Below are 25,692 nucleotides of genomic sequence, written 5' to 3'. Positions count from 1 at the left end.
GATCAGCGGTTGGCGGCCGGGTACAACAGGCAGGAGAGAGAACAAACAATGTATAACAAGAAATTCTGGAAGCAGGCGCTGATCGCGCTGGCGCTGTTCCTGGCGGGTTGGTTCACCTTCGGCGGCTACGCGCAGGCCCAGGGCAAGCCCGAGAAGACCAGGATCACCATCGCAGTGGGCGGCAAGAACCTGTTCTACTACCTGCCGCTGACCATCGCCGAGCGCCTCGGCTATTTCAAGGATGAAGGCCTCGACGTCGAGATCGTCGACTTCGCCGGCGGTGCGAAGGCACTGCAGGCCGTGGTGGGCGGCAGCGCCGACGTGGTCTCGGGCGCCTACGAGCACACCATCAACCTGCAGGCCAAGGGCCAGCAGTACCAGGAATTCGTGCTGCAGGGCCGTGCCCCGCAGATCGTGCTGATGGTCTCCAACAAGACCATGCCGGACTTCAAGTCGGTGGCCGACCTGAAGGGCAAGAAGATCGGCGTCACCGCGCCGGGCTCGTCCACCAACATGATGGCCAATTTCGTGCTGGCAAAGGCCGGGCTGAAGGCGTCGGACGTCTCCTTCATCGGTGTCGGCGCCAGCGCCGGCGCGGTGGCGGCCATGCGCTCGGGCCAGATCGATGCGATGGCCAACCTCGATCCGGTGGTGTCGATGCTGACGCAGAAGAACGAGGTGCGCATTGCCTCGGATACCCGCACGCTGAAGGACACGCAGGCCGTGTTCGGCGGCAATATGCCGTCGGGTTGCCTCTACGCTTCGGTCGCCTTTATCCAGCAGAACCCGAACACCACGCAGGCGCTCGCCAACGCCATGGTGCGCGCACTCAAATGGCTGCAGAAGGCAGGTCCGTCGGATATCGTCAAGACCGTTCCGGAGAGCTACCTGCTGGGTGACCGCGCGCTGTACCTGGCTGCCTGGGATAAGGTCAAGGAAGCGATCTCGCCGGATGGCAGCATGCCGGCCGACGGCCCCAAGACCGCGCTCCGCACGCTGCAACAGTTCGACCCGGACCTGAAGGGCAAGACCATCAAGCTGGAAAACACCTTCACCAACAGCTTCGTGCAGAAGGCCAACGCGAAGTACAAATAAGACATCGCCCGCGCCTCTGGTGCCGGCGGCCCGCTGCGTGCAGCGGGCCTTTGCATTGGAGTGCCGTTTCGCAGCCGCCTTTCCTCGCTGTTGCAATCTTCCAATCTTCCAATTGCGCGGCACGCGCTGTTTGCGCCGCAGCAGCGCAGCACGATTCAGCACCGTATCCGCCAAGAGCCTGCCATGAGCACTGCCGCACTCTCCCTCGATAACGTCACCTGCACCTTCGTCTCCCGTGAGGACCGCAGCCAACGCTATACCGCCGTCAAGGATGTCACCCTGGATATCCAGCCTGGCGAATTCGTCTCCGTGGTGGGACCGACCGGCTGCGGCAAGTCCACCTTGCTCAATGTGGGGGCGGGCTTGCTGCAGCCCTCGATCGGCGAGGTGCGCGTGTTCGGCGAGCCGCTGCGCGGCATCAACACCCGCGCCGGCTATATGTTCCAGGCCGAGGCCCTGATGCCGTGGCGCAGCGCGCTCGACAACGTGATCGCCGGGCTTGAGTTCCGCGGCAAGGCTCGTGCCGAAGCGGAGCAGGAGGGCGAGGCCTGGCTGCGCCGGGTTGGCCTGGGCGGCTTCGGCGACCGCTATCCGCACCAGCTCTCGGGCGGCATGCGCAAGCGCGTGAGCCTGGCCCAGACCCTGGTGCTTGATCCGGACATCATCCTGATGGACGAGCCGTTTTCCGCGCTCGACATCCAGACCCGCCAACTGATGGAAAACGAAGTGCTGGACCTGTGGGCGGCCAAGCGCAAGGCGGTGCTGTTCATTACCCACGACCTCGACGAGGCGATCGCCATGAGCGACCGGGTAGTGGTGCTGTCGGCCGGGCCGGGCACGCACCCGATCGGCGAATTCGCCATCGATCTGCCGCGTCCGCGCGATGTGGCCGAGATCCGCGATCACCCGCGCTTTATCGAGCTGCACGCGGCCATCTGGGACGTGCTGCGCGAAGAGGTCCTCAAGGGCTATGCCCAGCAGCGCAAGGTGGCGTGAGTTGACCGCTATCACTATCACTAACACTAACACTAACACTAACACTAACACCGCGAGCGCGCCGGACGCCACGATGGCCCGGCCCGTCTGCTTCCCATTCAATCCGGCCTGACTTAATTCGAATTCCGATTCCCATGGCTTTCCGTCCCGACTCCAATGGCATGCTGCGATTCTGGCAGTTGCTCGTCCTCGTGGTGATTCTCGGCGTCTGGCATATCGCCACGCGCTCGCAACAGGCTGCCTTCTTCTTCGGCGAGCCGCTGATGGTGGCCCAGCGCATCTGGAACTGGTTCGTGGTCGAGCGCGACATCTATATCCACCTCGGCGTAACCCTGATCGAGACGCTGCTGGCCTTCGGCATCGGCACGGCCGCCGGCCTTGGCGTTGGCCTGTGGCTGGCGCTCAGCCCGCTGACGTCCGCCATTCTCGATCCCTATATCAAGGCCATGAACTCGATGCCACGCGTGATCCTGGCACCGATCTTTGCCGTGTGGTTCGGGCTGGGCATCTGGTCCAAGGTGGCGCTGGCGGTGACGCTGGTGTTCTTTATCGTGTTCTTCAACGTCTACCAGGGCGTCAAGGAAGTCAGCCCGGTGGTGCTGGCCAATGTGCGCATGCTGGGCGCGAACCAGAAGCAGCTGCTGCGCCATGTCTACCTGCCGAGCGCGACCAGTTGGGTGTTCTCCTCGCTGCATACCTCGGTTGGCCTGGCCTTCGTGGGCGCGGTGGTGGGCGAGTACCTGGGCTCGGCGCGCGGCGTGGGCTACCTGATCCTGCAGGCCGAAGGCACCTTCGACATCAACACCGTGTTCGCCGGCATCGTGGTCCTGACCGCGGCGGCGCTGGTGCTGGACACGCTGGTCGGGGTCGTGGAGAAACGCTTGATGAAGTGGCAGCCGCGCAGCGGGGAGACCGAGCGGCTGTAAGACGGCAAGGCGAGGGCGCGCCGCCATGGCGTCGTGAGGATCGACCGAGCGAAAAAAAAGCGCCCGGTGCCGCGGCACCAGGCGCTTTTTTCCTTTTGCACTGCGCCGAAGGCGCGCGCGGTCAGGGCACGATGACGATCTTGCCGGTGACCTTGCGGGCTTCCATGTCTTTCAAGGCTTGCGGCGCCTGCTCCAGCGGATAGCGCGCGGAGATATGCGGGCGGATCTTGCCTTCTTTCATCCAGCCCAGCATCTGCGCCATATTGGCCTGGTTCGCCTTGGGTTCGCGCCTTGCGAAATCGCCCCAGAACACGCCCACCAGCGAGGCGCCCTTGAGCAGCGCCAGGTTCAGCGGCAGCTTGGGGATCTCGCCATTGGCGAAACCGACCACCAGGTAGCGGCCGCGCCAGCCGATCGAGCGGAACGCCGGCTCGGCGTAGATGCCGCCCACCGGATCGTAGATCACGTCGGGTCCGCGTCCGTCGGTCAGCGCCTTGACGCGCTCGCGCAGGTCTTCCGTGCTGTAGTTGATCAGCGCATCGGCACCGTGGTCCTTGCAGACCGCGAGTTTTTCGTCGGTGGAAGCCGCGGCGATCACGCGCGCGCCAATGGCCTTGCCGATTTCGATCGCTGCCAGGCCCACGCCGCCGGCGGCGCCGAGTACCAGCATGGTCTGGCCGGCCTTGAGTTCGCCGCGGTCGATCACCGCATGGTGGGAGGTACCGTAGGTGAGGGTGAACGCGGCGGCGGTCTCGAAATCGATGCCCGGCGGCATCGGCACCACCGCGCTGGCGGGGGCCTTGGCTTGCGAGGCAAAGGCGCCATTGCCCAGGTAGGCGATGACCTTGTCACCGGGTTTGACGTGCGTCACGCCTTCGCCCACCGCGTTGACCACGCCGGCCAGTTCCGAGCCGGGCGAGAACGGCAGTTGCGGCTTGGCCTGATATTTGTTCTGGATGATGAGGACGTCGGGGAAATTCACGCCGGCCGCTTTTACGTCGATGACCACTTCGCCCGCGCCGGGCACCAGGTCTGGCAGGGTTTCGAGAACCAGCGAATCGGGCGGGCCCCAGGCTTTGCAAAGTACGGCTTTCATCATGTCTCCGGTGATATGTTCGATGCCCGGCAGAGTATGGCGCAAATCCGTGCATGCGCGGTGCACGCGCGCTTCATGCCAGTTGCGCCAGGCCGGCCCGGGCTAGTGTAACGCAAAATAGCACGGTCGTTCTGTTACTCGCCGGGGGCATCCGCCGGGGGCCGCTTTGCGGCACGATTTGCCGTGCGGACAGGGCGCCCGCGGCAGCCTTGTCAGGTACAATCGCGCCCATGCATATCCTCCTCGCAAACGATGACGGTTACCTGGCGCCGGGGCTTGCCGCGCTGCATGCCGCGCTGGCGCCGCTGGCTCGCATCACGGTGATCGCGCCCGAGCAAAACCACAGCGGTGCTTCGAATTCGCTGACCTTGCAACGGCCATTGTCGATCTTCGAGGCGCGCGAGGGCGTGCAAAAAGGTTTCCGTTTCGTCAACGGCACGCCGACCGATTGCGTGCATATCGCGCTGACCGGCCTGCTCGACGAGAAACCCGACCTGGTGGTGTCCGGCATCAACCAGGGCCAGAACATGGGCGAGGACGTGCTGTATTCCGGCACCGTCGCTGCCGCCATCGAGGGCTTCCTGCTGGGCATTCCCTCGATCGCCTTTTCCCAGGTGGACAAGGGTTGGACCCACCTCGACGCGGCTGCCCGCGTGGCGCGCGACATTGTCGAGCGCTATATCGCAAGGCCCGCCGCCGAACCCATCCTGCTCAACGTCAATATTCCCAGCCTGCCGTTCGAACATATCAAAGGTTATCGCGCGACCCGGCTCGGCAAGCGCCATCCCTCGCAGCCGGTCATCACGCAGGTCAACCCGCGCGGCGATACCAACTACTGGATCGGTCCTGCCGGCGACGCACGCGATGCGAGCGAAGGCACGGATTTCCACGCCGCGGGCGAAGGCTTCGTGTCGTTGACTCCTTTGCAGCTGGACCTGACTCACCGCGGGCAGCTCGAGCAGATCAACCAGTGGCTCGCCTAAGCCCCTGGGCGCGCAGTATCTGGCCGTCATGAGTACCGTCCCGCGTCGCCCAAAATTTCCCCTGTCGCTGGACGCCGTGGTCGAGCGCAAGCCCGCGCCGGCGCGCATTGCCGGCATGCCCGCCGTCGGCGGCGCGCGCGGCGCTGCAATGGCCGCCAAGTCACGCGAGGCCAAGGCGCCTGCCGTGCCGACGCCGGCCGCCAGTGCCGTGCAGGCCCGCGCCAGTGCCTCCACGGCCGGCGGGGGCGGGATGGCGTCCGAGCGAGCGCGCGGCGCGCTGGCGGCGCGGCTGCGCGCTGCCGGTATCCGCGACGAGCGTGTACTCGACGCGATTGCCACCATCCCTCGCCACCTGTTCGTCGAACCCGGGCTGGCATCGCAAGCGTATGAAGACGCGGCGCTGCCGATCGGTCACCAGCAGACCATCTCCAAGCCGTCGGTGGTGGCACGCATGATCGAATTGTTGCGCGATGGCCTTGTCGCCGACGAGCCGCTGGAACGCGTGCTGGAGATCGGCACCGGCTGCGGCTACCAGGCGGCGGTGCTTAGCCTGGTAGCACGCGAAGTGTTCTCCATCGAGCGGATTCGTCCGCTGCACGAACAAGCCAAGGCGAACTTGCGGCCGCTGCGGGTGCCAAACCTGCGCCTGCATTATGGCGACGGCATGCTGGGCTTGCCGCAGGCGGCGCCGTTTTCGTCAATTATCCTGGCGGCGGCCGGCATGGAGGTGCCGCAGGCGTTGCTGGAGCAGCTTGCCGTTGGCGGGCGGCTGATCGCGCCTGTGGCGGTGGCCCCCGCCGCCGGCCCGGGGCAGACCGTCACACAGCAATTATTGTTGATCGAGCGGCGTAACCGGCATCGATTTCACCGAACCGCGCTTGAAGCTGTTTTCTTTGTGCCATTAAAATCGGGCACTATCTGAGTCGAACTATGCACAATATCGTGAATACGGAACGTCTTGCCCGCGCCGGGCAGCTTGCTACCGCCTCTTTGCTTCTGGTCCTGCTGGCGGCTTGCGCCTCCTCGCCCATGCCCGCGCCGGTGGTGGACCGCACTTCCGGCGCCGGCGTTGCCGGCGTCGTCCCGCTGGAACCTGCGCCGCCTGGATACTATCGCGTCAAGCGAGGCGATACGCTTTATCGAATCGCCCTCGAGAACGGCCAGTCCTACCGCGATGTCGCGGCCTGGAATTCGCTCGTGAATGCGAATCAGATCGAAGTGGGCCAATTGTTGCGCGTGGTGCCGCCGGGCGCCGACGTCAGCGCGGGCACCGGCGTGACCACCATGCCGGTGGCGCCTGGCGGCGTGCAGGCGCAGCCGATCGACCAGGCTCGCCCGGTGCCAGCCCCGATTCCGTCGACGGCCGCCGCAGGCGGGGCTTCGGCGCCGGCGGCGKCCGCGTCCGCCGCCGATAGCGCGATCAAGCTGGCCTGGCCGGTCATCGGCCAGTTGATCGGTCATTTCGACGAAAAAGGCAACAAGGGCATCGATATTGCCGGCAAGAAGGGCGATCCGGTGCAGGCGGCCGACGATGGTCGCGTGATTCACGTTGGCCCCTTGCGCGGCTACGGGAATCTTGTCATCATCAAACACAACGATACATATCTCACTGCATACGGCCACAATGACAAGGTGCTGGTGACGGAGCAGGCAACGGTCCGCAAGGGACAAAAGATTGCAGAGATGGGCAACAGTGACACCGATCGTGTGAAACTGCATTTCGAGGTACGCAAGAACGGGAAACCAGTCGATCCGATGCGGTATTTGCCGCCACAGTGAGGGTTCATGCCACGCCAGAAAACTGTCTCTGCCGGAAGCACCAGCCGGACCCGGCGTTCCAAGCAGCCGGAGTTGCAGCAGTCCGCTGGTGTGGCGCGAGCCGACGCCGATGCCGAGGCCTATGAACAGGACCCGGCAGCCGACATGGTGCCGCTGACCGATGAGCCCATCACCACCGGTACGGCGGTAGGATTGCGCGAGGCCGACCTGATGGTCGAGGAAGTCGAACGACAGGCCCGCGACGAGGACGAGGATGAGTCCGAGGACGAAGAGGAAGCCGAAAACGGTACCGAGGCAGCAGCGCCCGACCATGACGATTTCCGCACCGTGCTGCATACGGAACTGGCAGCCGATACCGTCCAGCATTACCTGAATCGCATCAGCATCAAGCCGCTGCTGTCGGCGCCCGAGGAGCTGCATTTCTCCACGCTGGCCAAGGGCGGGGATTTCTCCGCGCGCCAGGTCATGATCGAGCGCAACCTGCGGCTGGTGGTCAGCATTGCCAAGGGCTACCTCAATCGCGGCGTGCCGCTGCTCGATCTGATCGAGGAAGGCAATCTCGGCCTGATGCACGCGATCGAGAAATTCGATCCCTCGCGTGGCTTCCGTTTCTCGACCTACGCCACCTGGTGGATCCGCCAGAGCATCGAGCGCGCCATCATGAACCAGGCGCGTACCGTGCGCCTGCCGGTCCATGTCATCCGCGAACTCAACCAGGTGCTGCGCGCCAAGCGCCATCTGGAAAAGGGCGGCACCGACGGCCGCGATGCCAGCCTGGAAGACATTGCCCATCTGCTTGGCAAGACCCCCGACGAAGTGCAGGACGTGCTCGCGCTCAACGAGCACACCACCTCGCTAGACACGCCTTTCGATCTCGATCCGGGCTCCAGCCTGCTCGATTTCCTCTCGGACGAGCACAACGCCGCGCCCGACCAGGAAGTCGCGCACCGGGAGCTGGAAAACCTGATGAAACAGTGGCTGGCGCGCCTGTCGGAAAAACACCGCTACGTGGTGGAGCGCCGCTTCGGCCTCAACCATATCGAACCGGCCACGCTGGAAGAGCTTGCAGAGGAAATGGGGCTGACGCGCGAGCGCGTGCGCCAGATCCAGCAAGAGGCGCTGGTCAAGCTCAAACGCCATTTTGCTTCGCAAGGCGTACGCAAGGACGCAGTTCTATGACACCTGTGCTGGTCTTCGACATCGAGACGATTCCCGATGTCGATGGTTTGCGTCGTCTGCACGACCATCCCGATTCCATGAGCGACGCCGAAGTCGCCGAACATGCCTTCGCGGCCCGCCGCGAGAAAAACGGCAGCGATTTCCTGCCGCACTACCTGCAGCGCATCGCTGCCATTTCCTGCGTGCTGCGCCGTAACCAGCGCGACGGCAGTCCGGTTTTCCACGTTGGCTCGCTGGGCACGCTGGAAGACGGCGAGGCGGTGCTGATCCAGAAGTTCTATGACCTGGTGGCGCGCTATTCGCCCCAGATGGTGTCGTGGAACGGCGGCGGCTTCGATCTGCCCGTGCTGCACTACCGCGGCCTGGTCCACGGCATCGTGGCGCCGCGCTACTGGGAAATGGGCGAGGGCAGCGAGTCCGACAGCCGCGATTTCAAGTGGAACAACTACATCAGCCGCTACCACATGCGGCACCTGGACCTGATGGACCTGCTGGCGATGTACCAGCCGCGCGCCAGCGCGCCGCTCGATGACCTGGCCAAGCTGTGCGGCTTTCCCGGCAAGATGGGGATGGACGGCAGCAAGGTCTGGCAGGCCTACCAGGACGGCCAGCTGGACGCGATCCGCGATTACTGCGAGACCGACGTCGTCAACACCTACCTGATGTACTGCCGCTTCCAGCTGATGCGCGGCGGCCTGACGCCCAGGCAGTTCGATACCGAGATCGAATTCGTGCAGGAATCGCTGGCCGAGCTGCCGGGTGCCCAGTGGATGGAATACCTCCGGTCCTTCCGCATCAAGCCGGTGCACGCCGGCGCCGATGGCGACGAAGAACCGGAGATCTGACGGCGACAGCGCCCCACGTCCCCCTTATTCGTCCGCCAGCGACAGGTAGATCGGCTGGTGGTCCGAAGCCTGTGTTTCGGCGTCTACCTTGCAGCACAGCACGCGCGACAGCAGGTCCTCCGTGAGGAAGACGAAGTCGCATGCAAATGGTGCTTCCGGCCACTGATCCTTGTCGTGCAAGGCGCAGGTGGGCGCATGGGGCGTGCCGGGATGGGCGTGCATCCAGGCGTCGTGCCAGCCGATGATGCCGGTTTCGTGGGAATTGTCGTACGGCGCCAGCATGCGCAGATAGGCAATATCGTCCGGCACGCTGTTGAAGTCGCCGCACAATACGGCAGAAGCGGGACGTGCTTCCGGCGTGAACGGGCCGGGGCTGGCCTCACGCGGGCCGGGCTGGCTGGCGTGCTCGCAGGCTTCGCGGTGCCATGCGCGCAGGGCGTCGGTCTGGGCCGCGCGCTGATGCGTCGAGTAGTACTCGAGATGGGTACAGATCACGCGCAAGCGCTGATCGCCATCCAGCACGGTCGCCTCCAGCGCGACGCGCGGCATCGAGGGCACGGTCGAATCGGCGGGCCAGGGCAGGGCGTGGCGGAACACTTCGCACAGCGGCAGGCGGGTGGCGATCAGGTTGCCGAACTGGCGCGGCGAGCCGTCCGCGGTGAAACGGTCCACCGCTGGCGCATAGAGAATCCGGTAGCCGGGGAGCAGTGCCGCCAGTTCGGCCACCTGGTCGGGGCCAGGTCCGCCGGCGAGGTCGCCGTAGCCCCTTGTCACTTCCTGCAGGCAAAGCACATCGGCCTCCGCGATTGCATACAGGGTCCGGACCGTGCGAGCCAGGTCCACGCGCCCGTCGGCGCCACGACCCCACTGGATATTCCAGGAAATCAGTTCCATGTCGTCTCCCTGCTCGAATCCGTTGCGCGCAGCGCCACGCGCCTGCTGCGCCCATGTTGCGCCTATCTCGCGCGCTTGTCCCGTTGTCGTGACATCGAGGCCGCCGCGCGGCCGCTCACCGCAGCGTCTGGACTACAATCGCGCTTTTACAAAACAATACGTCAGGTCTCCCAGGTGTCCCAAGCCGTGACTCGTCCGCAAGCCCAATCTGCGCCAATATATGGCGCATACGATACTCATGCAACGCCCGTCTCCGCTCCGTCTGCGCCCACGGCGCAGCCCGTTGTGCAGATCCACAGCCTCGATATGGAGGCGCGGGGCGTTGGCCGGTTGGTCAACGAGGACGGCACCCCCGGCAAGGTGATTTTCGTCGAAGGCGCGCTGCCGGGCGAGACGGTCAGCTACCGCAGCTTCAAGCGCAAGGCAAGTTACGAGCAGGCGAATCTGGTCGAGATCAAGAAGTCTTCGTCGATGCGCGTGACGCCGGGTTGCCAGTACTTCGGCGTCTGTGGCGGTTGCTCGATGCAGCACCTGGATGTGCGCGCCCAGGTGGCCATCAAGCAACGCGTGCTGGAGGACGATCTGTGGCACCTGTCGAAGCTGCGTCCGGACGTGGTGTTCCGTCCCATCGCGGGCCCTGACTGGGGATATCGCTACCGGGCGCGCCTGAGCGTGCGGTACGTGGCCAAAAGGGGCACGGCGCTGGTCGGCTTCCATGAGCGGAAGAGCAGCTATGTGGCCGATATGACGCATTGCGAAGTGCTGCCGCCGCATGTTTCGGCCCTGCTGATGCCCCTGCGCGAGCTGATTACGGGTCTCTCGATCCGTGACCGCATGCCGCAGGTCGAACTGGCGGTGGGGCAGGATGTGACCGTACTGGTGCTGCGTATCCTGGCGTCGCTGACCGAGGCCGACGAGGCGCTGCTGCGCGCCTTCGCGGACCGGCACAACGTGCAGTTCTGGCTGCAGCCCAAGGGGCCGGACACGGTGGTGCCGTTCTACCCGCTTGACCGCGAGCTGGCCTATACGCTGCCGGAGTTCAATATCCGCATGCCGTTCAAGCCGACCGACTTTACACAGGTCAACCACCAGATCAACCGTGCGCTGATCGTCCGGGCCCTGCGCTTGCTGGATGCCCAGCCGGACGACCGGCTGCTCGACCTGTTCTGCGGTATCGGCAACTTCACGCTGCCGCTGGCCACGCGCGGGCGCTCGGTGACGGGGATCGAAGGCAGCGAGGTCCTGACCCGGCGGGCGCTGGCCAATGCGGCGGTCAACGGCCTGGACCACAAGACCGAATTCGCTTGCCGCAACCTGTTCGAGGTGGGCGCCGAGGATATCGCCGCGCTGGGACCTTTCGACCGCTGGCTGATCGATCCGCCCCGCGAAGGTGCGCTGGCGGTGAGCAAGGCGCTGGGCGAACTGGCCCGGGCGGGCAGCGCTGTGCTGCCCCAGCGCATCGTCTACGTGTCCTGCAACCCGGCCACGCTGGCGCGGGACGCCGGCCTGCTGGTGCACGAGGCCGGCTACCGCCTGTCCGGCGCGGGGGTGGTCAATATGTTCCCGCACACCTCGCACGTCGAGTCGATCGCCGTGTTCGACCGCGGCTGACGCCTGGCGCCAAAGAAAAAGGCCAGCGCGAGCGCTGGCCTTTTCAGTTCCGGAGCAGGGCGGCGAGGCCGCCTGCCTCAGTCGCGGCTGCCGCCGAAAATGCCCAGCAATGCCAGCAGGTTGGCGAAGACGTTGTACACGTCCAGGTAGATCGCCAGCGTTGCCGTGATGTAGTTGGTCTCGCCGCCATTCAGCACGCGCTGCACGTCGAAGAGGATATAGGCCGAGAAAATGCCGATGGCGATCACCGACACCGTGATCATCAGCGACGGCAACTGCAGCCAGATATTGGCGACGCTAGCCAGGATCAGCAGGATCACGCCGACGAACAGGAATTTGCTCAGCCCGGAGAAGTCGCGCTTGCTGACGGTGGCGATGGTGGCCATGGCGCCGAATACCGCCGCTGTGCCGCCAAAGGCATACATGATCAGTGCCGGACCGTTCGAGAACTGCAGGACAGAACCGATCAGGCGCGACAGCATCAGGCCCATGAAGAAAGTGAAGGCCAGCAGCAGGACGACGCCCATGCTGCTGTTCTTGGTCTTCTCGATGGCATAGAAGAAGCCGAATGCGATGCCCAGGAACAGGATCAGCGACAGGCCCGGGCTGCCCTTCATCAGGCTGAATCCGGTGGTGACGCCGATCCAGGCACCGAGCACGGTGGGGATCATCGAAATGGCGAGCAACCAGTAAGTGTTGCGCATGACCCGATTGCGCACCACAACGTCGCTCGTCGCGGTGCCGCTGCCGAAACTGTATGTGTTCAGCTTGTTATCCATGGTGACTCCTGTCTCAAAACGGTGAGGCGCCGGGGTAACCCGGCGGGCACAACGCAAATGTGGCACCGCCKGGAGGGAATTGCAAGAGGCGGGGAACTCATTCGCCACTTTTCCGGGAAATCCGCGCTGCCAGTGGTGGTTTGATCGCCCAAGGGCTTGTGCGTTCCCTGCACGTGACGGTCAGTTTAATATGATCTTTGTGCCACTTTATGACGCAAGCTCCATCAGTCCCTGCGTTCAGCGACGCGAGGCCATGCGCATTCTCGAAACCATAACTGTCTCGTGCTAGAATTGCACGTTTAATCCAGTTGTAACCCCTTCATTTTTCGGAGTATTTATGGCGATCGAACGCACCCTGTCGATTATCAAGCCGGATGCCGTGGCAAAGAATGTCATTGGCCAGATTTACGCTCGTTTCGAGGCCGCCGGCCTGAAGATCGTGGCTGCCAAGATGGTTCACCTGTCGCGCGGCGAAGCCGAGCAGTTCTATGCCGTGCACGCAGCCCGCCCGTTCTTCAAGGACCTGGTGGACTTCATGATTTCCGGCCCGGTCATCATCCAGGCCCTGGAAGGCGAGAACGCCATCGCCAAGCACCGCGACCTGATGGGCGCCACCGACCCGAAGAAGGCTGAACCCGGCACCATCCGCGCCGATTTCGCCGACAGCATCGACGCCAACGCCGTGCACGGCTCGGACGCAGCGGAAACCGCTGCCGTCGAAATTGCTTTCTTCTTCCCCGGCATGAACGTTTACAGCCGCTGATTGTCTGCTTAATTGCCCGGACTAGACTGATATTGAAGTCGATACTGCCGTCATGAAGACTCTCGTCAACCTGCTCGACCTGGATGCGGACGCGCTTACCGCCTATTGCGGCGAGCTCGGCGAGAAGCCGTTTCGTGCGCGGCAGTTGCAGCGCTGGATCCACCAGTTCGGCGCCAGCCGTTTCGATGCCATGTCGGATCTCGCCAAGTCGCTGCGCGAAAAGCTCGCCACGCGCGCCGAGATCCGCTCGCCTGCCGTCATCACCGACAACCTGTCGGCCGACGGCACGCGCAAGTGGCTGCTCGACGTAGGCGCCGGCGATGCGGTGGAGACGGTGTACATCCCCGAGGAGACGCGCGGCACGCTGTGCGTGTCTTCCCAGGCGGGGTGCGCCGTCAACTGCCGGTTCTGCTCCACCGGCAAGCAGGGCTTCTCGCGCAACTTGTCCACTGGCGAGATCATCGGCCAGTTATGGATGGCCGAGTTCGCCATGCGTGCCCAGCTGGGCCGTGGCCCCAAGGACGACCGCGTCATCTCCAATGTGGTGATGATGGGCATGGGCGAGCCGCTGCTCAACTACGACCAGGTAGTACCCGCCATGCGCCTGATGCTGGACGACCATGCCTACGGGCTGTCGCGCCGGCGCGTGACGCTGTCCACCTCCGGCGTGGTGCCGATGATGGACCGTTTGTCGAAGGATCTGCCCGTGGCGCTCGCGGTTTCGCTGCACGCGTCCAACGATCCGTTGCGCGACATGCTGGTGCCGCTCAACAAGAAGTACCCGCTGGCCGAACTGATGGCGGCCTGCCGCCGTTATCTCGAATTCGCCCCGCGCGATTTCATCACTTTCGAATACTGCATGCTGGATGGCGTCAACGACGGCGTCGAGCATGCCCGGGAACTGCTGAAGCTGGTGGCCGATGTGCCATGCAAGTTCAACCTGATCCCGTTCAATCCCTTCCCGGAGTCGGGCCTCAAGCGCTCGAACAACGAGCAGATCCGCCGCTTCGCCCAGGTCTTGATGGACGCCGGCATCGTCACCACCATCCGCAAGACGCGCGGCGACGATATCGATGCCGCCTGCGGCCAGCTGGCCGGCGAGGTCAAGGACCGCACCCGCCTGGCGCAGCGTGGCAAGTTCGGCAAGATCACGCCGATCGTGGCCGCTCCGAGCCAGCCGCAAGAGGCGCGCCCTGCATGACGCGTCTGATAGTCGCGGTCCTGATGGGGCTGGTGCTGCTGTCTGCCTGCCAGTTGCCGCCGCCGGCCGGGCCGGGTTTGCAGACGGCATCCGACCAGACCGACATTAACCGGCGCGCCACCATCCGCCTCCAGCTGGCAACCAGTTATCTGGAGGCCGGACAGTACACCGTCGCGCTGGACGAGGCGAAACAGGCCATCGCGATCGACCCGACCCTGGTCGATGCGTACCATATACGCGCGCTGGTCTATATGAATATGAATGAACGCGCGCTGGCCGAGGACAGCTTTCGCACCGCGCTGGCGATGCGCGCCGACGATGGCGACGTTCTGAACAACTATGGCTGGTTCCTGTGCATCAACGGGCGCTATGCCGAGGCCGTGCCGTACCTGGAGCGCGCGGTGTCCGCGCCGTCGGCGAACGGGCCGGGCAAGGCCCTGACCAGCCTCGGTGCCTGCCAGCTGCGCAATGGCAAGGACGAGGAGGCCGAGAAAAGCCTGTTTGGCGCGCTGCGATTCGATCGCAACAATGCGGTGGCGAATAACAACCTGGCGCTGCTGTACTACCGGCGCGGCGACTACCAGCAGGCCCAGCAGTATGTCGGGCGCGTCAACAACGGCAATTTCGTCAGCGCGCAATCCCTCTGGCTGGGTGCGCGCATTGCCCGCCGTCAGGGCGACGTGGCGGCGCAGAATGCCCTGGTGGCAAAGCTGCGCAGCCGTTTCCCCGACTCGCGTGAGTTGACCGCATACGAACAAGGAGCATGGGATGAGTGAGCACGAGCGCGCTGAAGGCCAGATCGCAGCGACGGGTCATGTGGGCGGCACCGCCGCCGACGCCGGACGCGAGGCGGTGGCGCGCGAGATAGGCGAACGCCTGGCGCAAGCGCGCCGGGACCAGCGTTTCTCGCTGGAAGATATCAGTGCGCGACTGAAGGTCGCCTCGCACAAGTTGGCCGCGATCGAGCAGGGCGACGTCGCGGCATTGCCGGACCTGACCTTTGCCAAGGGTGTGATGCGCGCCTACGCGCGCATGCTCCAGGTCGATATCGATACCTTGCTGGCTCGCTTTCACGCGCAGGCCGTGCCGGTGGTGGACATCGGCATGCGCCGGGAAGGCGGCTTGAACGAAAGCTTCGACGACCGCAAGCGCTTTGGCTCGAGCGGCTCCGGTGGACGCTGGATCTGGCTGGCCCTGGTGGTGGCCTTGATCGGCGGCGGGGTGTTGTTCGGCCTGGACCATTTCAAGCAGTGGCTTGAGACGCGCAAGGAAAACCTCACGGCGCCCCCGGCCGCGGAAGCCGCGGTGCAAGGCTCAGGGCCTGGTACCGTGACGGCCGCGCTGCCGCCGGTGATGGCGGCGTCCGACGCCCCCGCGCCGTCCGAGGCGCTGCCGGCCATCAGCCCGGCCGCGGTGGTGCCGGCAGCCCCGGCCCCTGCCGCGGTTGCTGCTTCGGCAGTGGCGCCAGTGCCCCAAGTGGCCCAAGTGGCGCCAGCTGCGGCAGCGCCAGCCGCGCCCGCGACGCCCGCTGCGACCCCTGTTTCCGGCGATCTGCGCATCCGTTTTGCTTCCGAGACCTGGTACGAGATCCGTGACCGTAGCGGCAAGGTTGTACTCGGTGGCACGGCACGTGCCGGCCAGGATCTGAGCGGCGGCGGCACACCGCCCTATAAAATCGTGATCGGCAACGTCAAAGGCGTCGAGTCGCTGACCCGCAACGGTGCGCCGGTCGACCTGAAGGCGGCGGATCGCAACAATGTGGCGCGCCTGACGCTGCCCTGAACGCTGTTTCTCCAATCATGCGTGTCTCTCGCATTGCAAGGTGGTAATGCCATGAATCAACAGGCTTGTATGCCGGTACTGCCCGGCCCGCTGCCCCGTCGCAAGACGCGCCAGGCGCGCGTGGTGTGGGGCGACAATGTGGTCACGATCGGTGGCGATGCCCCCGTGCGTGTGCAGTCGATGACGAATACCGACACGGTGGACGCCATCGGCACCGCGATCCAGGTCAAGGAACTGGCGCGCGCCGGTTCCGAGATCGTGCGCATCACGGTCAATACGCCGGAAGCCGCGGCGGCGGTGCCCGCGCTGCGCGAGCAGCTGGACCGCATGGGCGTGAACGTGCCGCTGGTGGGTGATTTCCACTACAACGGGCATAAGCTGCTGCATGATTTCCCCGACTGCGCCCAGGCGCTGTCGAAGTACCGCATCAACCCCGGCAACGTGGGGCAGGGCGCGAAGCGCGACACGCAGTTCGCGCAGATGATCGAGCTGGCCTGCCGCTATGACAAGCCGGTGCGCATCGGCGTGAACTGGGGCAGCCTGGACCAGTCGCTGCTGGCGCGCGTCATGGACGAGAACGCCCAGCGCGCCGAGCCGTGGCCGGCCCAGAACGTGATGGTCGAGGCGCTGATCACGTCCGCCATCGAGTCGGCCATGAAGGCCGAGGAAATCGGCCTGCCCGGCAACCAGATCATCCTGTCATGCAAGGTCTCGCAGGTGCAGGAACTGATCGCGGTGTACCGCGAGCTGACCAAGCGCTGCGACTACGCCTTGCACCTCGGGCTGACCGAGGCGGGCATGGGCAGCAAGGGCATCGTGGCCTCCACGGCGGCGCTGTCCGTGCTGCTGCAGGAGGGCATCGGAGACACCATCCGCATCTCGCTGACGCCGGAACCCGGTGCCGCGCGCGAGAAGGAAGTCTATGTGGGGCAGGAGATCCTGCAGACCATGGGCCTGCGCAATTTCACCCCGATGGTGATTGCATGCCCGGGCTGCGGCCGCACCACCAGCACCACCTTCCAGGAACTGGCGTCCAGCATCCAGAGCTACCTGCGCGAGCAGATGCCGACCTGGAAGACCGCCTACCCGGGCGTGGAAGAGATGGATGTCGCGGTGATGGGATGTATCGTGAACGGGCCGGGCGAAAGCAAGCATGCCAATATCGGCATCTCGCTGCCGGGCTCCGGCGAATCGCCGGCCGCGCCGGTGTTCGTCGACGGCGTCAAGGTCAAGACGCTGCGCGGCGATCGGATTGCCGAGGAATTCCAGGCGATCGTCGATGACTATGTGCGCACCCGTTACGGCAAGAACGCCGGGGGCGCAGGCAATGAGGCGGCAGCCTGAGCTTTCCAGGCCAGGCGCTGCAGGGAAAAGACAAGAGAAGATGAATCAACCCGTGAATACCGCGGCCGCCAGCGACGGCGCCAAGGCCGACAGCAAGATCAAGTTGCCCAAGGCACTGCAGGGCGTCAAGGGCATGAACGACATGCTGCCCGCCGACGCGCCGCTGTGGGAGCATTTCGAGAACGCCGCGCGCGCCATGCTGCGCGCCTACGGCTACCAGCAGATCCGCACGCCCATCGTCGAGCACACCCAGCTGTTCGTGCGCGGCATCGGCGAAGTCACCGACATCGTCGAGAAGGAGATGTATTCCTTCACCGACGCCCTCAACGGCGAGCAACTGACGCTGCGCCCCGAGGGCACGGCGGCCGCGGTGCGCGCCACGATCGAGCACAACCTGCTGTACGACGGTCCCAAGCGCCTGTGGTACACCGGCCCGATGTTCCGCCACGAGCGTCCCCAGCGCGGGCGCTATCGCCAGTTCCACCAGCTTGGCGCGGAGGCGCTCGGCTTTGCCGGTCCCGACGTGGATGCCGAGATCATCATGATGTGCCAGCGCCTGTGGGACGACCTCGGCCTGGTCGGGGTGCGGCTGGAGCTCAATTCGCTGGGCCAGGCGCATGAGCGGGCCGCGCATCGCGATGAACTGGTCAAGTACCTGGAAGGCTTCCAGGACATGCTTGACGAAGACGGCAAGCGCCGCCTGTACACCAACCCGCTGCGCGTGCTGGACACCAAGAATCCGGCGCTGCAGGAAATGGCTGGCAACGCGCCCAAGCTGATCGACTTCCTGGGCGAGGAATCGCTGGCTCACTTCGACGGCGTGCAGCGTCTGCTCAAGGCCAACAACATCCCGTTCAAGATCAATCCGCGCCTGGTGCGCGGGCTGGACTACTACAACCTGACCGTGTTCGAGTGGATCACCGACAAGCTCGGCGCGCAGGGGACCATCGCAGGCGGCGGCCGCTACGATCCGCTGATCGCGCAGATGGGCGGCAAGCCGGCGCCAGCATGCGGCTGGGCGATGGGCATCGAGCGCATCATCGAGCTGCTGCGCGAGGAAAAACTCGCGCCGCAGGCGCAGGGGTGCGATGTGTACCTCGTTCACCAGGGCGAAGCGGCGGGCCAGCAGGCCATGCTCGTCGCCGAGCGGCTGCGCGATGCCGGCCTCGACGCGCTGCTGCATGCCACGCCGGACGGCAAGAGCGGCAGCTTCAAATCGCAGATGAAGCGCGCCGACGGTAGCGGCGCGGCCTATGCCGTTATCATTGGCGACGACGAAGTGGCGGCGGGCACGGCTCAGGTCAAGGATCTGCGCCAGGGCGCCCAGGCCGAAGGCGGTGGCGCGCAGGTCACTGTAGCGGCCGAAGAACTGGTTGCCCACATCATCGACGCCATGGTCGGCGCCAGCGAATAAGCCAACCAGGCTGCAGAACCGGGGGCGCGCGCGGCGCGCTCCCTTACAACAAACACACGCGGGTGGATCCCTCGACATGGCTTACGATCTAGAAGAACAGGAACAGCTTGAAAGCCTCAAGGCCTGGTGGCGGCAGTACGGCAACACCGTGACCTGGGCCCTGATCGCCGGCTTGCTGGCCTTCGCTGCCTGGAGCGGCTGGAACTACTGGCAGCGCAAGCAGGCCGGCGAAGCCGCGCTGCTGTACGAGCAGGTCGTCAAGGCTGCCGAGAGCCGCGACGTCGAGCGGATCAAGCGAGCCGCCGGCGACCTGGAGCAGAAGTTCGGCAAGACCGCCTATGGCCCGATGACCGCGCTGGTGTCGGCCAAGGTGCTGTACGATGCAGGCGACCTGGCCGGCACGAAGACCCAGCTGCAGTGGGCGATCGACCATGGCGACGGCGATTATGCCCACCTCGCGCGCGTGCGCCTGGCCGGCGTGCTGCTCGACGAAAAGGCGTACGACCAGGGCCTGGCGCTGCTCAAGGACGAGCCGCCGGCACCGTTCGTGGCGCTGTATGCGGACAGCCGCGGCGATCTGCTGGCGGCCCAGGACAAGCGCGCGGAAGCACGCTCGGCCTACCAGAAGGCACTCGACAAGCTGAGCGCCAATGACGCCGCCATGCGCCAGATCATCCAGTTCAAGCTCGACGCGCTGGGCACCGCCTGAAGGCGGTCAATCCGGCTCGACGACAGGCCCGCGGGGATGCGCAGTCGCGCATGCCCGCACTCTTGCGCTTCAACCCCAATCAGGATCGGAACCTCATGAAGTCATTGTTTTCCGGCACGGCCCAGAACCAGCAACACGGCAATTTCGTCCGCGCCCTGGTGGTGGCCGCCGCTTGTGCGGCCAGCGTCGCCAGCCTTGGCGGCTGCTCGCTGTTCAGCAAGAGTGACAAGCGTACGCCGGTCGAACTCAAGCCGATCACCCAGACGCTGTCGGTCCGCCAGGCCTGGAAGGCCAGCGTCGGCAAGGGCGGCCCCTACTCGCTGCAACCCACCGTCTCCGGTAGCACCGTCTATGCGTCCTCCAACGGTGGCAAGGTGGTGGCGCTCGACGGCGTCACCGGGAGGACCCTGTGGGAGGCCAGGACCGACATCGACCTGACCACCGGCCCGGGCAGCGACGGCGACGTCACTGCAGTGGCGGGCGAGAAGGGTGCGGTGTTCGCCTTTGACGCCAGCGGCAAGCAGATCTGGAAGAAGCAGGTCAATGGCGAGGTCCTCTCCGCGCCGCTGGTCGGCAACGGCCTGGTGGTGGTGCGCACGACCGACACCCGCGTGCTGGGCCTGGATGCGCAGACCGGCGAGCGCCGCTGGATCTACCAGCGCTCGCAGACCGCGCTCAACCTGCGCGCGTCGATGGGCATGGTGTTTGCCGGCGACGGCATCGTGATGGGCTTCCCCGGCGGCAAGCTGGGCGTCCTTGCTCCCGGCAATGGCGTGCTGCGCTGGGAGAGCACGGTCTCCTATCCGAAGGGCGTGTCCGAGATCGAGCGGCTCAACGACGTGACGGGCCAGCCCATGGTCAACGGCCGCCAGGTTTGCGCCACCACGTTCCAGGGCCGGATCGCCTGCCTCGAACTGAGCAATGGCCAGCCGCAATGGGGCAAGGATTTCTCGTCGCCGACCGGTCCCGCGCAGGATGACGGCTCGCTGTACGCCAGCGACGAACGCTCGGTGGTCCATGCCTTCGACCGCCAGAACGGCACCGAACGCTGGAAGAACGATCAGTTGCTGTACCGCCGTCTCGGCACGCCGCTTGCGGTGGGTCGTTCGGTGGTGGCGGGCGACTACGAAGGCTATGTACACTTCATCTCGCGCGAGGACGGCCGGTTCGTGGCACGCCTGAAGACCGATGGCAGCGAGATTACCGCTGCGCCGGTGGTGGCGGGCGCATCCCTGGTGGTGCAGACGCGCGACGGCAACCTCTACGGCTTCGTGCCGGACTGAGGCGTCAACATCATGGCGACTGTCCGTGCACCTGTCGGCATGGGCAGCGCCAATCCGGTAGCATGGCCCTCCTGGCCGTGCAGGTGAAAGAGGTCGGGTTGCAAAGCGAACCCGGCTGCCCGACAGGAAAAGTGGCCAGGCGCGCGACGCCCGGCCGTCGGACCCATATCACTCCGGAGTTCCTGGGGGGCGGCATCTGCCGGCCCCCATTTCCGTTTATTGCATGAAACCAGTTATCGCTCTGGTCGGCCGCCCCAATGTGGGCAAGTCGACGCTATTCAACCGCATGACCCGCTCGCGCGACGCGCTTGTCGCCGATCTGCCCGGGCTCACGCGCGATCGCCACTATGGCGAAGGCCGCATCGGTGAACGTCCGTTCATCTGCATCGACACCGGCGGCTTCGAGCCTGTGGCCAAGGACGGCATTGTCGCCGAGATGGCCAAGCAGACCCGCCAGGCCGTGGTCGAGGCCGACGTGGTGATCTTCCTCGTCGACGGCCGCCTCGGGCTGGCGCCCCAGGACCGGGTGATCGCCGATTACCTGCGCAAGACCGGGCGCCGCGTCATGCTGGCCGTGAACAAGGCCGAGGGCATGAAGTACACCACCGTGGTGTCCGAGTTCTACGAGCTGGGCATGGGCGATCCCTATGCCATCTCGTCTACCCACGGCGATGGCGTGGGCGAACTCGTCGACGAGGCGCTCGAGCTGGCCGTGAAGGAGCGGCCCGAGCTCGCCGAGGAAGACGATGGTGTCCAGCGCGGCGTCAAGATCGCCATCGTGGGCCGGCCCAACGTGGGCAAGTCCACGATGGTCAATACGCTGATCGGCGAAGAGCGCGTGATCGCGTTCGACATGCCCRGCACCACGCGGGACGCCATCTATGTGGAGTTCGAGCGCGGCGGCAAGCCCTACACGCTGATCGATACGGCCGGCCTGCGCAAGCGTGGCAAGGTGTTCGAGGCGATCGAGAAGTTCTCGGTGGTCAAGACGCTGCAGTCGATCGCCGATGCGAACGTGGTGGTGCTGTTGCTTGACGCGCAGCAGGACGTGTCGGAGCAGGATGCCCACATCGCGGGCTTTATCGTCGAATCCGGCCGCGCGCTGGTGGTGGGCGTCAACAAGTGGGATGGCCTCGACGGGCACAGCCGCGACCGCATCAAGCACGATCTGGAACGCAAGCTGCAGTTCCTCGACTTCGCCAACTTCCATTTCGTATCGGCGAAGGAGCGCAGCGGCATCAGCGCATTGTTGCGCTCGGTGGATGACGCTTACGCCGCGGCCATGGTCAAGCTGCCCACGCCGCAGCTCACGCGGATCCTGCAGGAAGCGGTCGAGTTCCAGCAGCCGCGGCGTGTCGGCGCGACCCGGCCCAAGCTGCGCTACGCGCACCAGGGCGGTTCCAACCCGCCCATCATCATCGTGCACGGCAACTCGCTTTCCGGCATTGCAGATACCTATCGGCGTTACCTCGAGAACCGCTTCCGCTCGGCTTTCAAATTGAAGGGCACGCCGCTTCGCATCGAATTTCGTACGAACAAAAACCCGTATGCGGACTCGAAGGATTGAGTCGGGCAGCGGAGCCAGTGCGGGCAAGTTTTCGTTTGCGTTCGTTTGGAACTGAGGCTAAATTCACGGTAGCAGGGGGTTCCCTGCGAGGCGATGCTGGCTTGGTACCGTTTTGAACTTTTTTGGCGCGGTTTTGCGCCGTTTGACTTGAATCGGGGATTATCGTCCCCATCATCCATCACTAAATCTATAAATTTGGAGTGTGCCATGAGCAACAAAGGGCAATTGCTACAAGACCCGTTCCTGAACGCGCTGCGCAAAGAGCACGTACCGGTATCCATCTACCTCGTCAATGGCATCAAGCTGCAAGGCAATATCGAGTCGTTCGACCAGTACGTCGTCCTGTTGCGCAATACCGTGACGCAGATGGTCTACAAGCATGCGATTTCCACCGTCGTACCGGCCCGCGCCGTGAATTTCCGCGTGGACGAAACGGCAGAGGGCTGATCTTTCGCGGAGTGTTCCGCAGTTTTCCGGCGGGCCGGTCGTACCACGACACGGCCGCCAGTAGCAGGTGTCGCACCGGGGCCAGATGCGCTGGCGCGACACCAGACGACGCCGGCCATCCTGGCCGCACAAAGGCCAGGCGCAGGGACATGCTTCACCCTGGTGCGTGCCACCGCGGATAGCGTCCCGCTTCGAACGTCTCTCCGGTCCACGGCGCTTGCCTCGCGGCACCCGCTACTGCCTCACAGCCGGTTCCAACCCGTTTCCTTTCTCGCGTTTCGCGATCCTCCCGTTTGCAATCCAGAGCTACCTCCAATTCCGAATCCTCCCGTGCCATCCTCGTCGGCGTCGATTTCGGTAAGCATGATTTCCAGGAAAGCCTGAGCGAGTTGGCGTTGCTGACGTCGACCGCGGGCTCCACGCCGGTGCATACGCTGACCGGACGCCGGTCGCGTCCGGACCCGGCGCTGTTCATCGGTTCCGGCAAGGCGGAGGAGCTGAAGGAAGCCGCCGATGCGCTCGACGCCGACGTGGTGGTGTTCAACCACACGCTCAGCCCTGCCCAGCAGCGCAATCTCGAGCGTTTCCTGCAGCGGCACGTGATCGACCGTACTGGCCTGATCCTGGATATCTTCGGCCAGCGGGCACAGAGCCACGTCGGCAAGGTGCAGGTCGAGCTTGCCCAGGTCCAGTACCAGGCTTCGCGGCTGGTCCGCGCCTGGAGCCACCTGGAGCGGCAGAAGGGCGGTATCGGCATGCGCGGCGGCCCCGGCGAGCGCCAGCTCGAGCTCGATCGCCGCTTGCTGGACGAACGCGCCAAGCGGCTGAAGGCGGACCTGGCGCGGCTGCAGCGCCAGCACAGCACGCAGCGCCGGGCGCGCGCGCGCAACGACACCCTGAGCATCTCGCTGGTGGGCTATACCAACGCCGGCAAGTCGACGCTGTTCAATGCCCTGACCAAGGCGCGCGCCTACGCCGCCGACCAGTTGTTCGCCACGCTGGACACCACCTCGCGCCGGTTGTACCTGGACGGCGTGGGCAATGTGGTGTTGTCGGATACCGTCGGTTTTATCCGCGATCTGCCTACCCAGCTGGTGGCTGCCTTCCGGGCCACGCTGGAGGAGACCGTGCATGCGGACCTGCTGCTGCATGTGGTCGACGCCTCCAGCCCCGTGCGCCACGAGCAGATCGAGCAGGTCAACCGCGTGCTGGCCGAAATCAATGCCGACGACATCCCCCAGATCGTGGTGATGAACAAGATCGACGCGGCACCCGAACTGCTGGAGCAGGGGCCCCGGATCGAGCGCAACGAGGAGGGCGTGCCCACGCGCGTGTTCGTCAGCGCGCGCGACGGTATCGGCCTGGACGGCTTGCGCGAGGCCCTGGTGGAGGTGGCTACCTGGCTGGCCGAGCGCCCGCCCGAGCGCCCGCCGCTGGACCCGCGCCTTGCCGATGCGGTGGCTTATCATGACGACGAGCAGCAGGACGAGCACTACGACGAGCACTACGACGATCGCGATGGCGAAGACACCGGGACGGATCCGGAAGAACCCGACACGCAGTGAGCCGGTTCGACGGAAATCGCCGCCGGATTGCCCCAAACAGGCAAATGTGGCGTCGATGACTGTTAGAATCCCCCTGTTCCAACTATCCCGGACCCGTGCACTTCATGCCCCAGTTTCCCCGGAATTCTGAATCGAGCCATGCCTTTGGCAGCCGCGCAGGCGGTCGCAACGGCGGCCATGCGCCGTCACGCACGGCCTGGCAGCGTTTGCGCGCGATCCTGTCGTTGAACGATCCACGTTGGGGTCGGGGCGGCCCGGATGACGAAGACAAGGACAAGGACAAGGATAGCCGCGACAACAATCGCCAGCACCAGCGTCCCCCGCAGGAGGGTCCGCCCGACCTCGACGAGCTTTGGCGCGATTTCAACCGCCGCCTGAACGGCCTGCTCGGCCGCAAGGAAAACGGCAGTGGCGGCAACCAGGGCTTTGGCGGTGGTGCGCGCACGCCGGGCAAGGGCTCGGGCATCGGCGCCGGCGTGGTGGTGATCGCCGCGATCGGCATCTGGCTGGCCAGCGGCTTCTTCATGGTGCAGGAAGGCCAGACCGCCGTCATTCTCCAGTTCGGCAAGTTCAAGTACAGCGCCGGTCCGGGTATCAACTGGCGCCTGCCGTACCCGATCCAGTCCGCCGAGATCGTCAACCTGTCGGGCGTGCGTTCGGTGGAAGTGGGCCGTTCCACTTCAATCAAGGACAGCAACCTGAAGGACGCGTCCATGCTGACGCAGGACGAGAACATCATCGACGTCCGCTTCACGGTGCAGTACGACATCCAGGACGCAAGCGAATTCCTGTTCTACAACAAGACCGACCGCGGTGGCGATGAAGAACTGGTGACCCAGGCCGCCGAGACCTCGGTGCGCGAGATCGTCGGCCGCAACAAGATGGATGCGGTGCTCTACGAGAACCGCGAGCAGATCGCGCAGAACCTGGCCAAGTCCATCCAGTCGATCCTGAGCGCCTACAAGACCGGCATCCGCGTGATTTCCGTCAACGTGCAGAGCGTGCAGCCGCCCGAGCAGGTGCAGGCCGCCTTCGACGATGTCAACAAGGCCAGCCAGGACAGGGAGCGTGCCATCAGCGAAGGCCAGGCCTACGCCAATGATGTGATTCCGCGCGCCAAGGGTACCTCGGCGCGCCTGAATGAAGAAGCCGAAGCCTACAAGGCGCGGGTGACCGCCCAGGCCGAAGGCGATGCCTCGCGCTTCCGCCAGGTCCAGGCCGAGTACGCCAAGGCCCCGCAGGTGACGCGTGACCGCATCTACATCGAGACCATGCAGCAGATCTATACCAATTCGACCAAGGTGCTGGTGGATTCGCGCCAGGGCAACAATCTCCTCTACCTGCCATTGGACAAGCTGATGGCGCAGTCGCAGGGCGGCACGCCGGCGGCCGGCGCCGCGCCGGCGCCCGCGGCCGGCGGCAGCGCGCCTGCCG

General features: G+C 65.1%; 24 protein-coding genes. 21 read left to right on the top strand and 3 right to left on the bottom strand.

Annotated features, from left to right (window positions below; genetic code table 11):
- Nucleotides 1–48: 48 nt before the first annotated feature.
- The 3 genes from AC1DQ3_RS32970 (at nt 49) to AC1DQ3_RS32960 (ending at nt 3,017) form a co-directional block, all read left to right on the top strand.
- The gene (locus AC1DQ3_RS32970) at nt 49–1,095 is read left to right on the top strand and encodes an ABC transporter substrate-binding protein (protein WP_477124308.1); all 1,047 of its coding nucleotides are present in this window, start codon (nt 49–51) and stop codon (nt 1,093–1,095) included.
- A 183-nt stretch (nt 1,096–1,278) separates the two neighbouring features.
- Nucleotides 1,279–2,091 carry an ABC transporter ATP-binding protein gene (locus AC1DQ3_RS32965; RefSeq protein WP_477124307.1) on the top strand — a complete coding sequence of 271 codons (813 nt, stop codon included), beginning with the start codon at nt 1,279–1,281 and terminating at the stop codon, nt 2,089–2,091.
- A 134-nt stretch (nt 2,092–2,225) separates the two neighbouring features.
- Nucleotides 2,226–3,017 carry an ABC transporter permease gene (locus AC1DQ3_RS32960; protein ID WP_477124306.1) on the top strand — a complete coding sequence of 264 codons (792 nt, stop codon included), beginning with the start codon at nt 2,226–2,228 and terminating at the stop codon, nt 3,015–3,017.
- A gap of 121 nt (nt 3,018–3,138) precedes the next feature.
- Here the strand turns inward: AC1DQ3_RS32960 and AC1DQ3_RS32955 are convergent, their stop codons facing one another.
- The gene (locus tag AC1DQ3_RS32955; RefSeq protein ID WP_477124305.1) at nt 3,139–4,113 is read right to left on the bottom strand and encodes an NADPH:quinone oxidoreductase family protein; all 975 of its coding nucleotides are present in this window, start codon (nt 4,111–4,113) and stop codon (nt 3,139–3,141) included.
- 230 nt (nt 4,114–4,343) lie between these two features.
- Between AC1DQ3_RS32955 and surE the strand changes: the two genes are divergently transcribed.
- The 5 genes from surE to AC1DQ3_RS32930 are packed head-to-tail and all read left to right on the top strand — an operon-like array spanning nt 4,344 to nt 8,899.
- Nucleotides 4,344–5,096, top strand: a complete 753-nt coding sequence (gene surE / locus AC1DQ3_RS32950) for a 5'/3'-nucleotidase SurE (protein ID WP_477124304.1) — start codon at nt 4,344–4,346, stop codon at nt 5,094–5,096.
- Between the two features lie 28 nt (nt 5,097–5,124).
- Nucleotides 5,125–6,018: a protein-L-isoaspartate(D-aspartate) O-methyltransferase gene (locus AC1DQ3_RS32945; protein WP_477124303.1), complete on the top strand. Its 894-nt coding sequence runs from the start codon at nt 5,125–5,127 to the stop codon at nt 6,016–6,018.
- Nucleotides 6,019–6,026: 8 nt separating this feature from the next.
- A complete protein-coding gene (locus AC1DQ3_RS32940) occupies nt 6,027–6,875 on the top strand; it encodes a peptidoglycan DD-metalloendopeptidase family protein (RefSeq protein ID WP_477124302.1) in 849 nt (282 codons plus the stop codon).
- Nucleotides 6,876–6,881: 6 nt separating this feature from the next.
- Nucleotides 6,882–8,054, top strand: coding sequence for an RNA polymerase sigma factor RpoS (gene rpoS / locus AC1DQ3_RS32935; RefSeq protein ID WP_477124301.1), 1,173 nt, complete (start codon nt 6,882–6,884; stop codon nt 8,052–8,054).
- The gene (locus AC1DQ3_RS32930; protein WP_477124300.1) at nt 8,051–8,899 is read left to right on the top strand and encodes a 3'-5' exonuclease; all 849 of its coding nucleotides are present in this window, start codon (nt 8,051–8,053) and stop codon (nt 8,897–8,899) included. Before rpoS ends, AC1DQ3_RS32930 begins: the two co-directional genes overlap by 4 nt.
- Nucleotides 8,900–8,923: 24 nt before the next feature.
- Here the strand turns inward: AC1DQ3_RS32930 and AC1DQ3_RS32925 are convergent, their stop codons facing one another.
- Nucleotides 8,924–9,793 carry an endonuclease/exonuclease/phosphatase family protein gene (locus tag AC1DQ3_RS32925; RefSeq protein WP_477124299.1) on the bottom strand — a complete coding sequence of 290 codons (870 nt, stop codon included), beginning with the start codon at nt 9,791–9,793 and terminating at the stop codon, nt 8,924–8,926.
- Nucleotides 9,794–9,949: 156 nt separating this feature from the next.
- Between AC1DQ3_RS32925 and rlmD the strand changes: the two genes are divergently transcribed.
- Nucleotides 9,950–11,404, top strand: a complete 1,455-nt coding sequence (gene rlmD, locus AC1DQ3_RS32920; RefSeq protein ID WP_477124315.1) for a 23S rRNA (uracil(1939)-C(5))-methyltransferase RlmD — start codon at nt 9,950–9,952, stop codon at nt 11,402–11,404.
- Nucleotides 11,405–11,481: 77 nt separating this feature from the next.
- On the opposite strand, the gene AC1DQ3_RS32915 is transcribed toward rlmD, so the two are convergent.
- Complete coding sequence (locus tag AC1DQ3_RS32915) at nt 11,482–12,183, bottom strand: Bax inhibitor-1/YccA family protein (protein ID WP_477124298.1); 702 nt, start codon at nt 12,181–12,183, stop codon at nt 11,482–11,484.
- Between the two features lie 337 nt (nt 12,184–12,520).
- Here AC1DQ3_RS32915 and ndk point away from each other — a divergent pair, with 337 nt between their 5' ends.
- From ndk to hflK, 12 genes are all read left to right on the top strand, one after another.
- Nucleotides 12,521–12,946 carry a nucleoside-diphosphate kinase gene (gene ndk, locus AC1DQ3_RS32910; protein ID WP_477124297.1) on the top strand — a complete coding sequence of 142 codons (426 nt, stop codon included), beginning with the start codon at nt 12,521–12,523 and terminating at the stop codon, nt 12,944–12,946.
- Nucleotides 12,947–12,998: 52 nt separating this feature from the next.
- On the top strand, nt 12,999–14,147 hold the full coding sequence (rlmN, locus tag AC1DQ3_RS32905; RefSeq protein WP_477124296.1) for a dual-specificity RNA methyltransferase RlmN: 1,149 nt from the start codon (nt 12,999–13,001) through the stop codon (nt 14,145–14,147).
- Entirely contained in the window at nt 14,144–14,923 is a 780-nt protein-coding gene (pilW, locus tag AC1DQ3_RS32900; protein WP_477124295.1) for a type IV pilus biogenesis/stability protein PilW, read from the top strand. The genes rlmN and pilW overlap by 4 nt, the downstream gene beginning before the upstream one ends.
- Nucleotides 14,916–15,929: a RodZ domain-containing protein gene (locus tag AC1DQ3_RS32895; RefSeq protein WP_477124294.1), complete on the top strand. Its 1,014-nt coding sequence runs from the start codon at nt 14,916–14,918 to the stop codon at nt 15,927–15,929. Before pilW ends, AC1DQ3_RS32895 begins: the two co-directional genes overlap by 8 nt.
- A 51-nt stretch (nt 15,930–15,980) precedes the next feature.
- Nucleotides 15,981–17,273, top strand: coding sequence for a flavodoxin-dependent (E)-4-hydroxy-3-methylbut-2-enyl-diphosphate synthase (gene ispG, locus AC1DQ3_RS32890; protein ID WP_477124293.1), 1,293 nt, complete (start codon nt 15,981–15,983; stop codon nt 17,271–17,273).
- Between the two features lie 40 nt (nt 17,274–17,313).
- Complete coding sequence (gene hisS, locus AC1DQ3_RS32885; protein WP_477124292.1) at nt 17,314–18,687, top strand: histidine--tRNA ligase; 1,374 nt, start codon at nt 17,314–17,316, stop codon at nt 18,685–18,687.
- A gap of 76 nt (nt 18,688–18,763) precedes the next feature.
- Nucleotides 18,764–19,396 (top strand): YfgM family protein, encoded by a 633-nt coding sequence (locus tag AC1DQ3_RS32880; RefSeq protein ID WP_477124291.1) that lies wholly within the window; start codon nt 18,764–18,766, stop codon nt 19,394–19,396.
- Between the two features lie 95 nt (nt 19,397–19,491).
- The gene (gene bamB / locus AC1DQ3_RS32875) at nt 19,492–20,679 is read left to right on the top strand and encodes an outer membrane protein assembly factor BamB (protein WP_477124290.1); all 1,188 of its coding nucleotides are present in this window, start codon (nt 19,492–19,494) and stop codon (nt 20,677–20,679) included.
- Nucleotides 20,680–20,902: 223 nt separating this feature from the next.
- A complete protein-coding gene (der, locus tag AC1DQ3_RS32870; protein ID WP_477124289.1) occupies nt 20,903–22,246 on the top strand; it encodes a ribosome biogenesis GTPase Der in 1,344 nt (447 codons plus the stop codon).
- 207 nt (nt 22,247–22,453) lie between these two features.
- The gene (gene hfq, locus AC1DQ3_RS32865; protein ID WP_006157757.1) at nt 22,454–22,693 is read left to right on the top strand and encodes an RNA chaperone Hfq; all 240 of its coding nucleotides are present in this window, start codon (nt 22,454–22,456) and stop codon (nt 22,691–22,693) included.
- A 293-nt stretch (nt 22,694–22,986) separates the two neighbouring features.
- Entirely contained in the window at nt 22,987–24,258 is a 1,272-nt protein-coding gene (gene hflX / locus AC1DQ3_RS32860) for a GTPase HflX (protein WP_477124288.1), read from the top strand.
- A gap of 104 nt (nt 24,259–24,362) precedes the next feature.
- On the top strand, nt 24,363–25,692 hold a 1,330-nt coding region (gene hflK / locus AC1DQ3_RS32855; RefSeq protein ID WP_477124287.1), incomplete at its 3' end, for an FtsH protease activity modulator HflK.

It is taken from the genome of Cupriavidus sp. 01T418, assembly GCF_056398885.1.
This window is presented reverse-complemented; position numbering and strand designations above follow the sequence as displayed.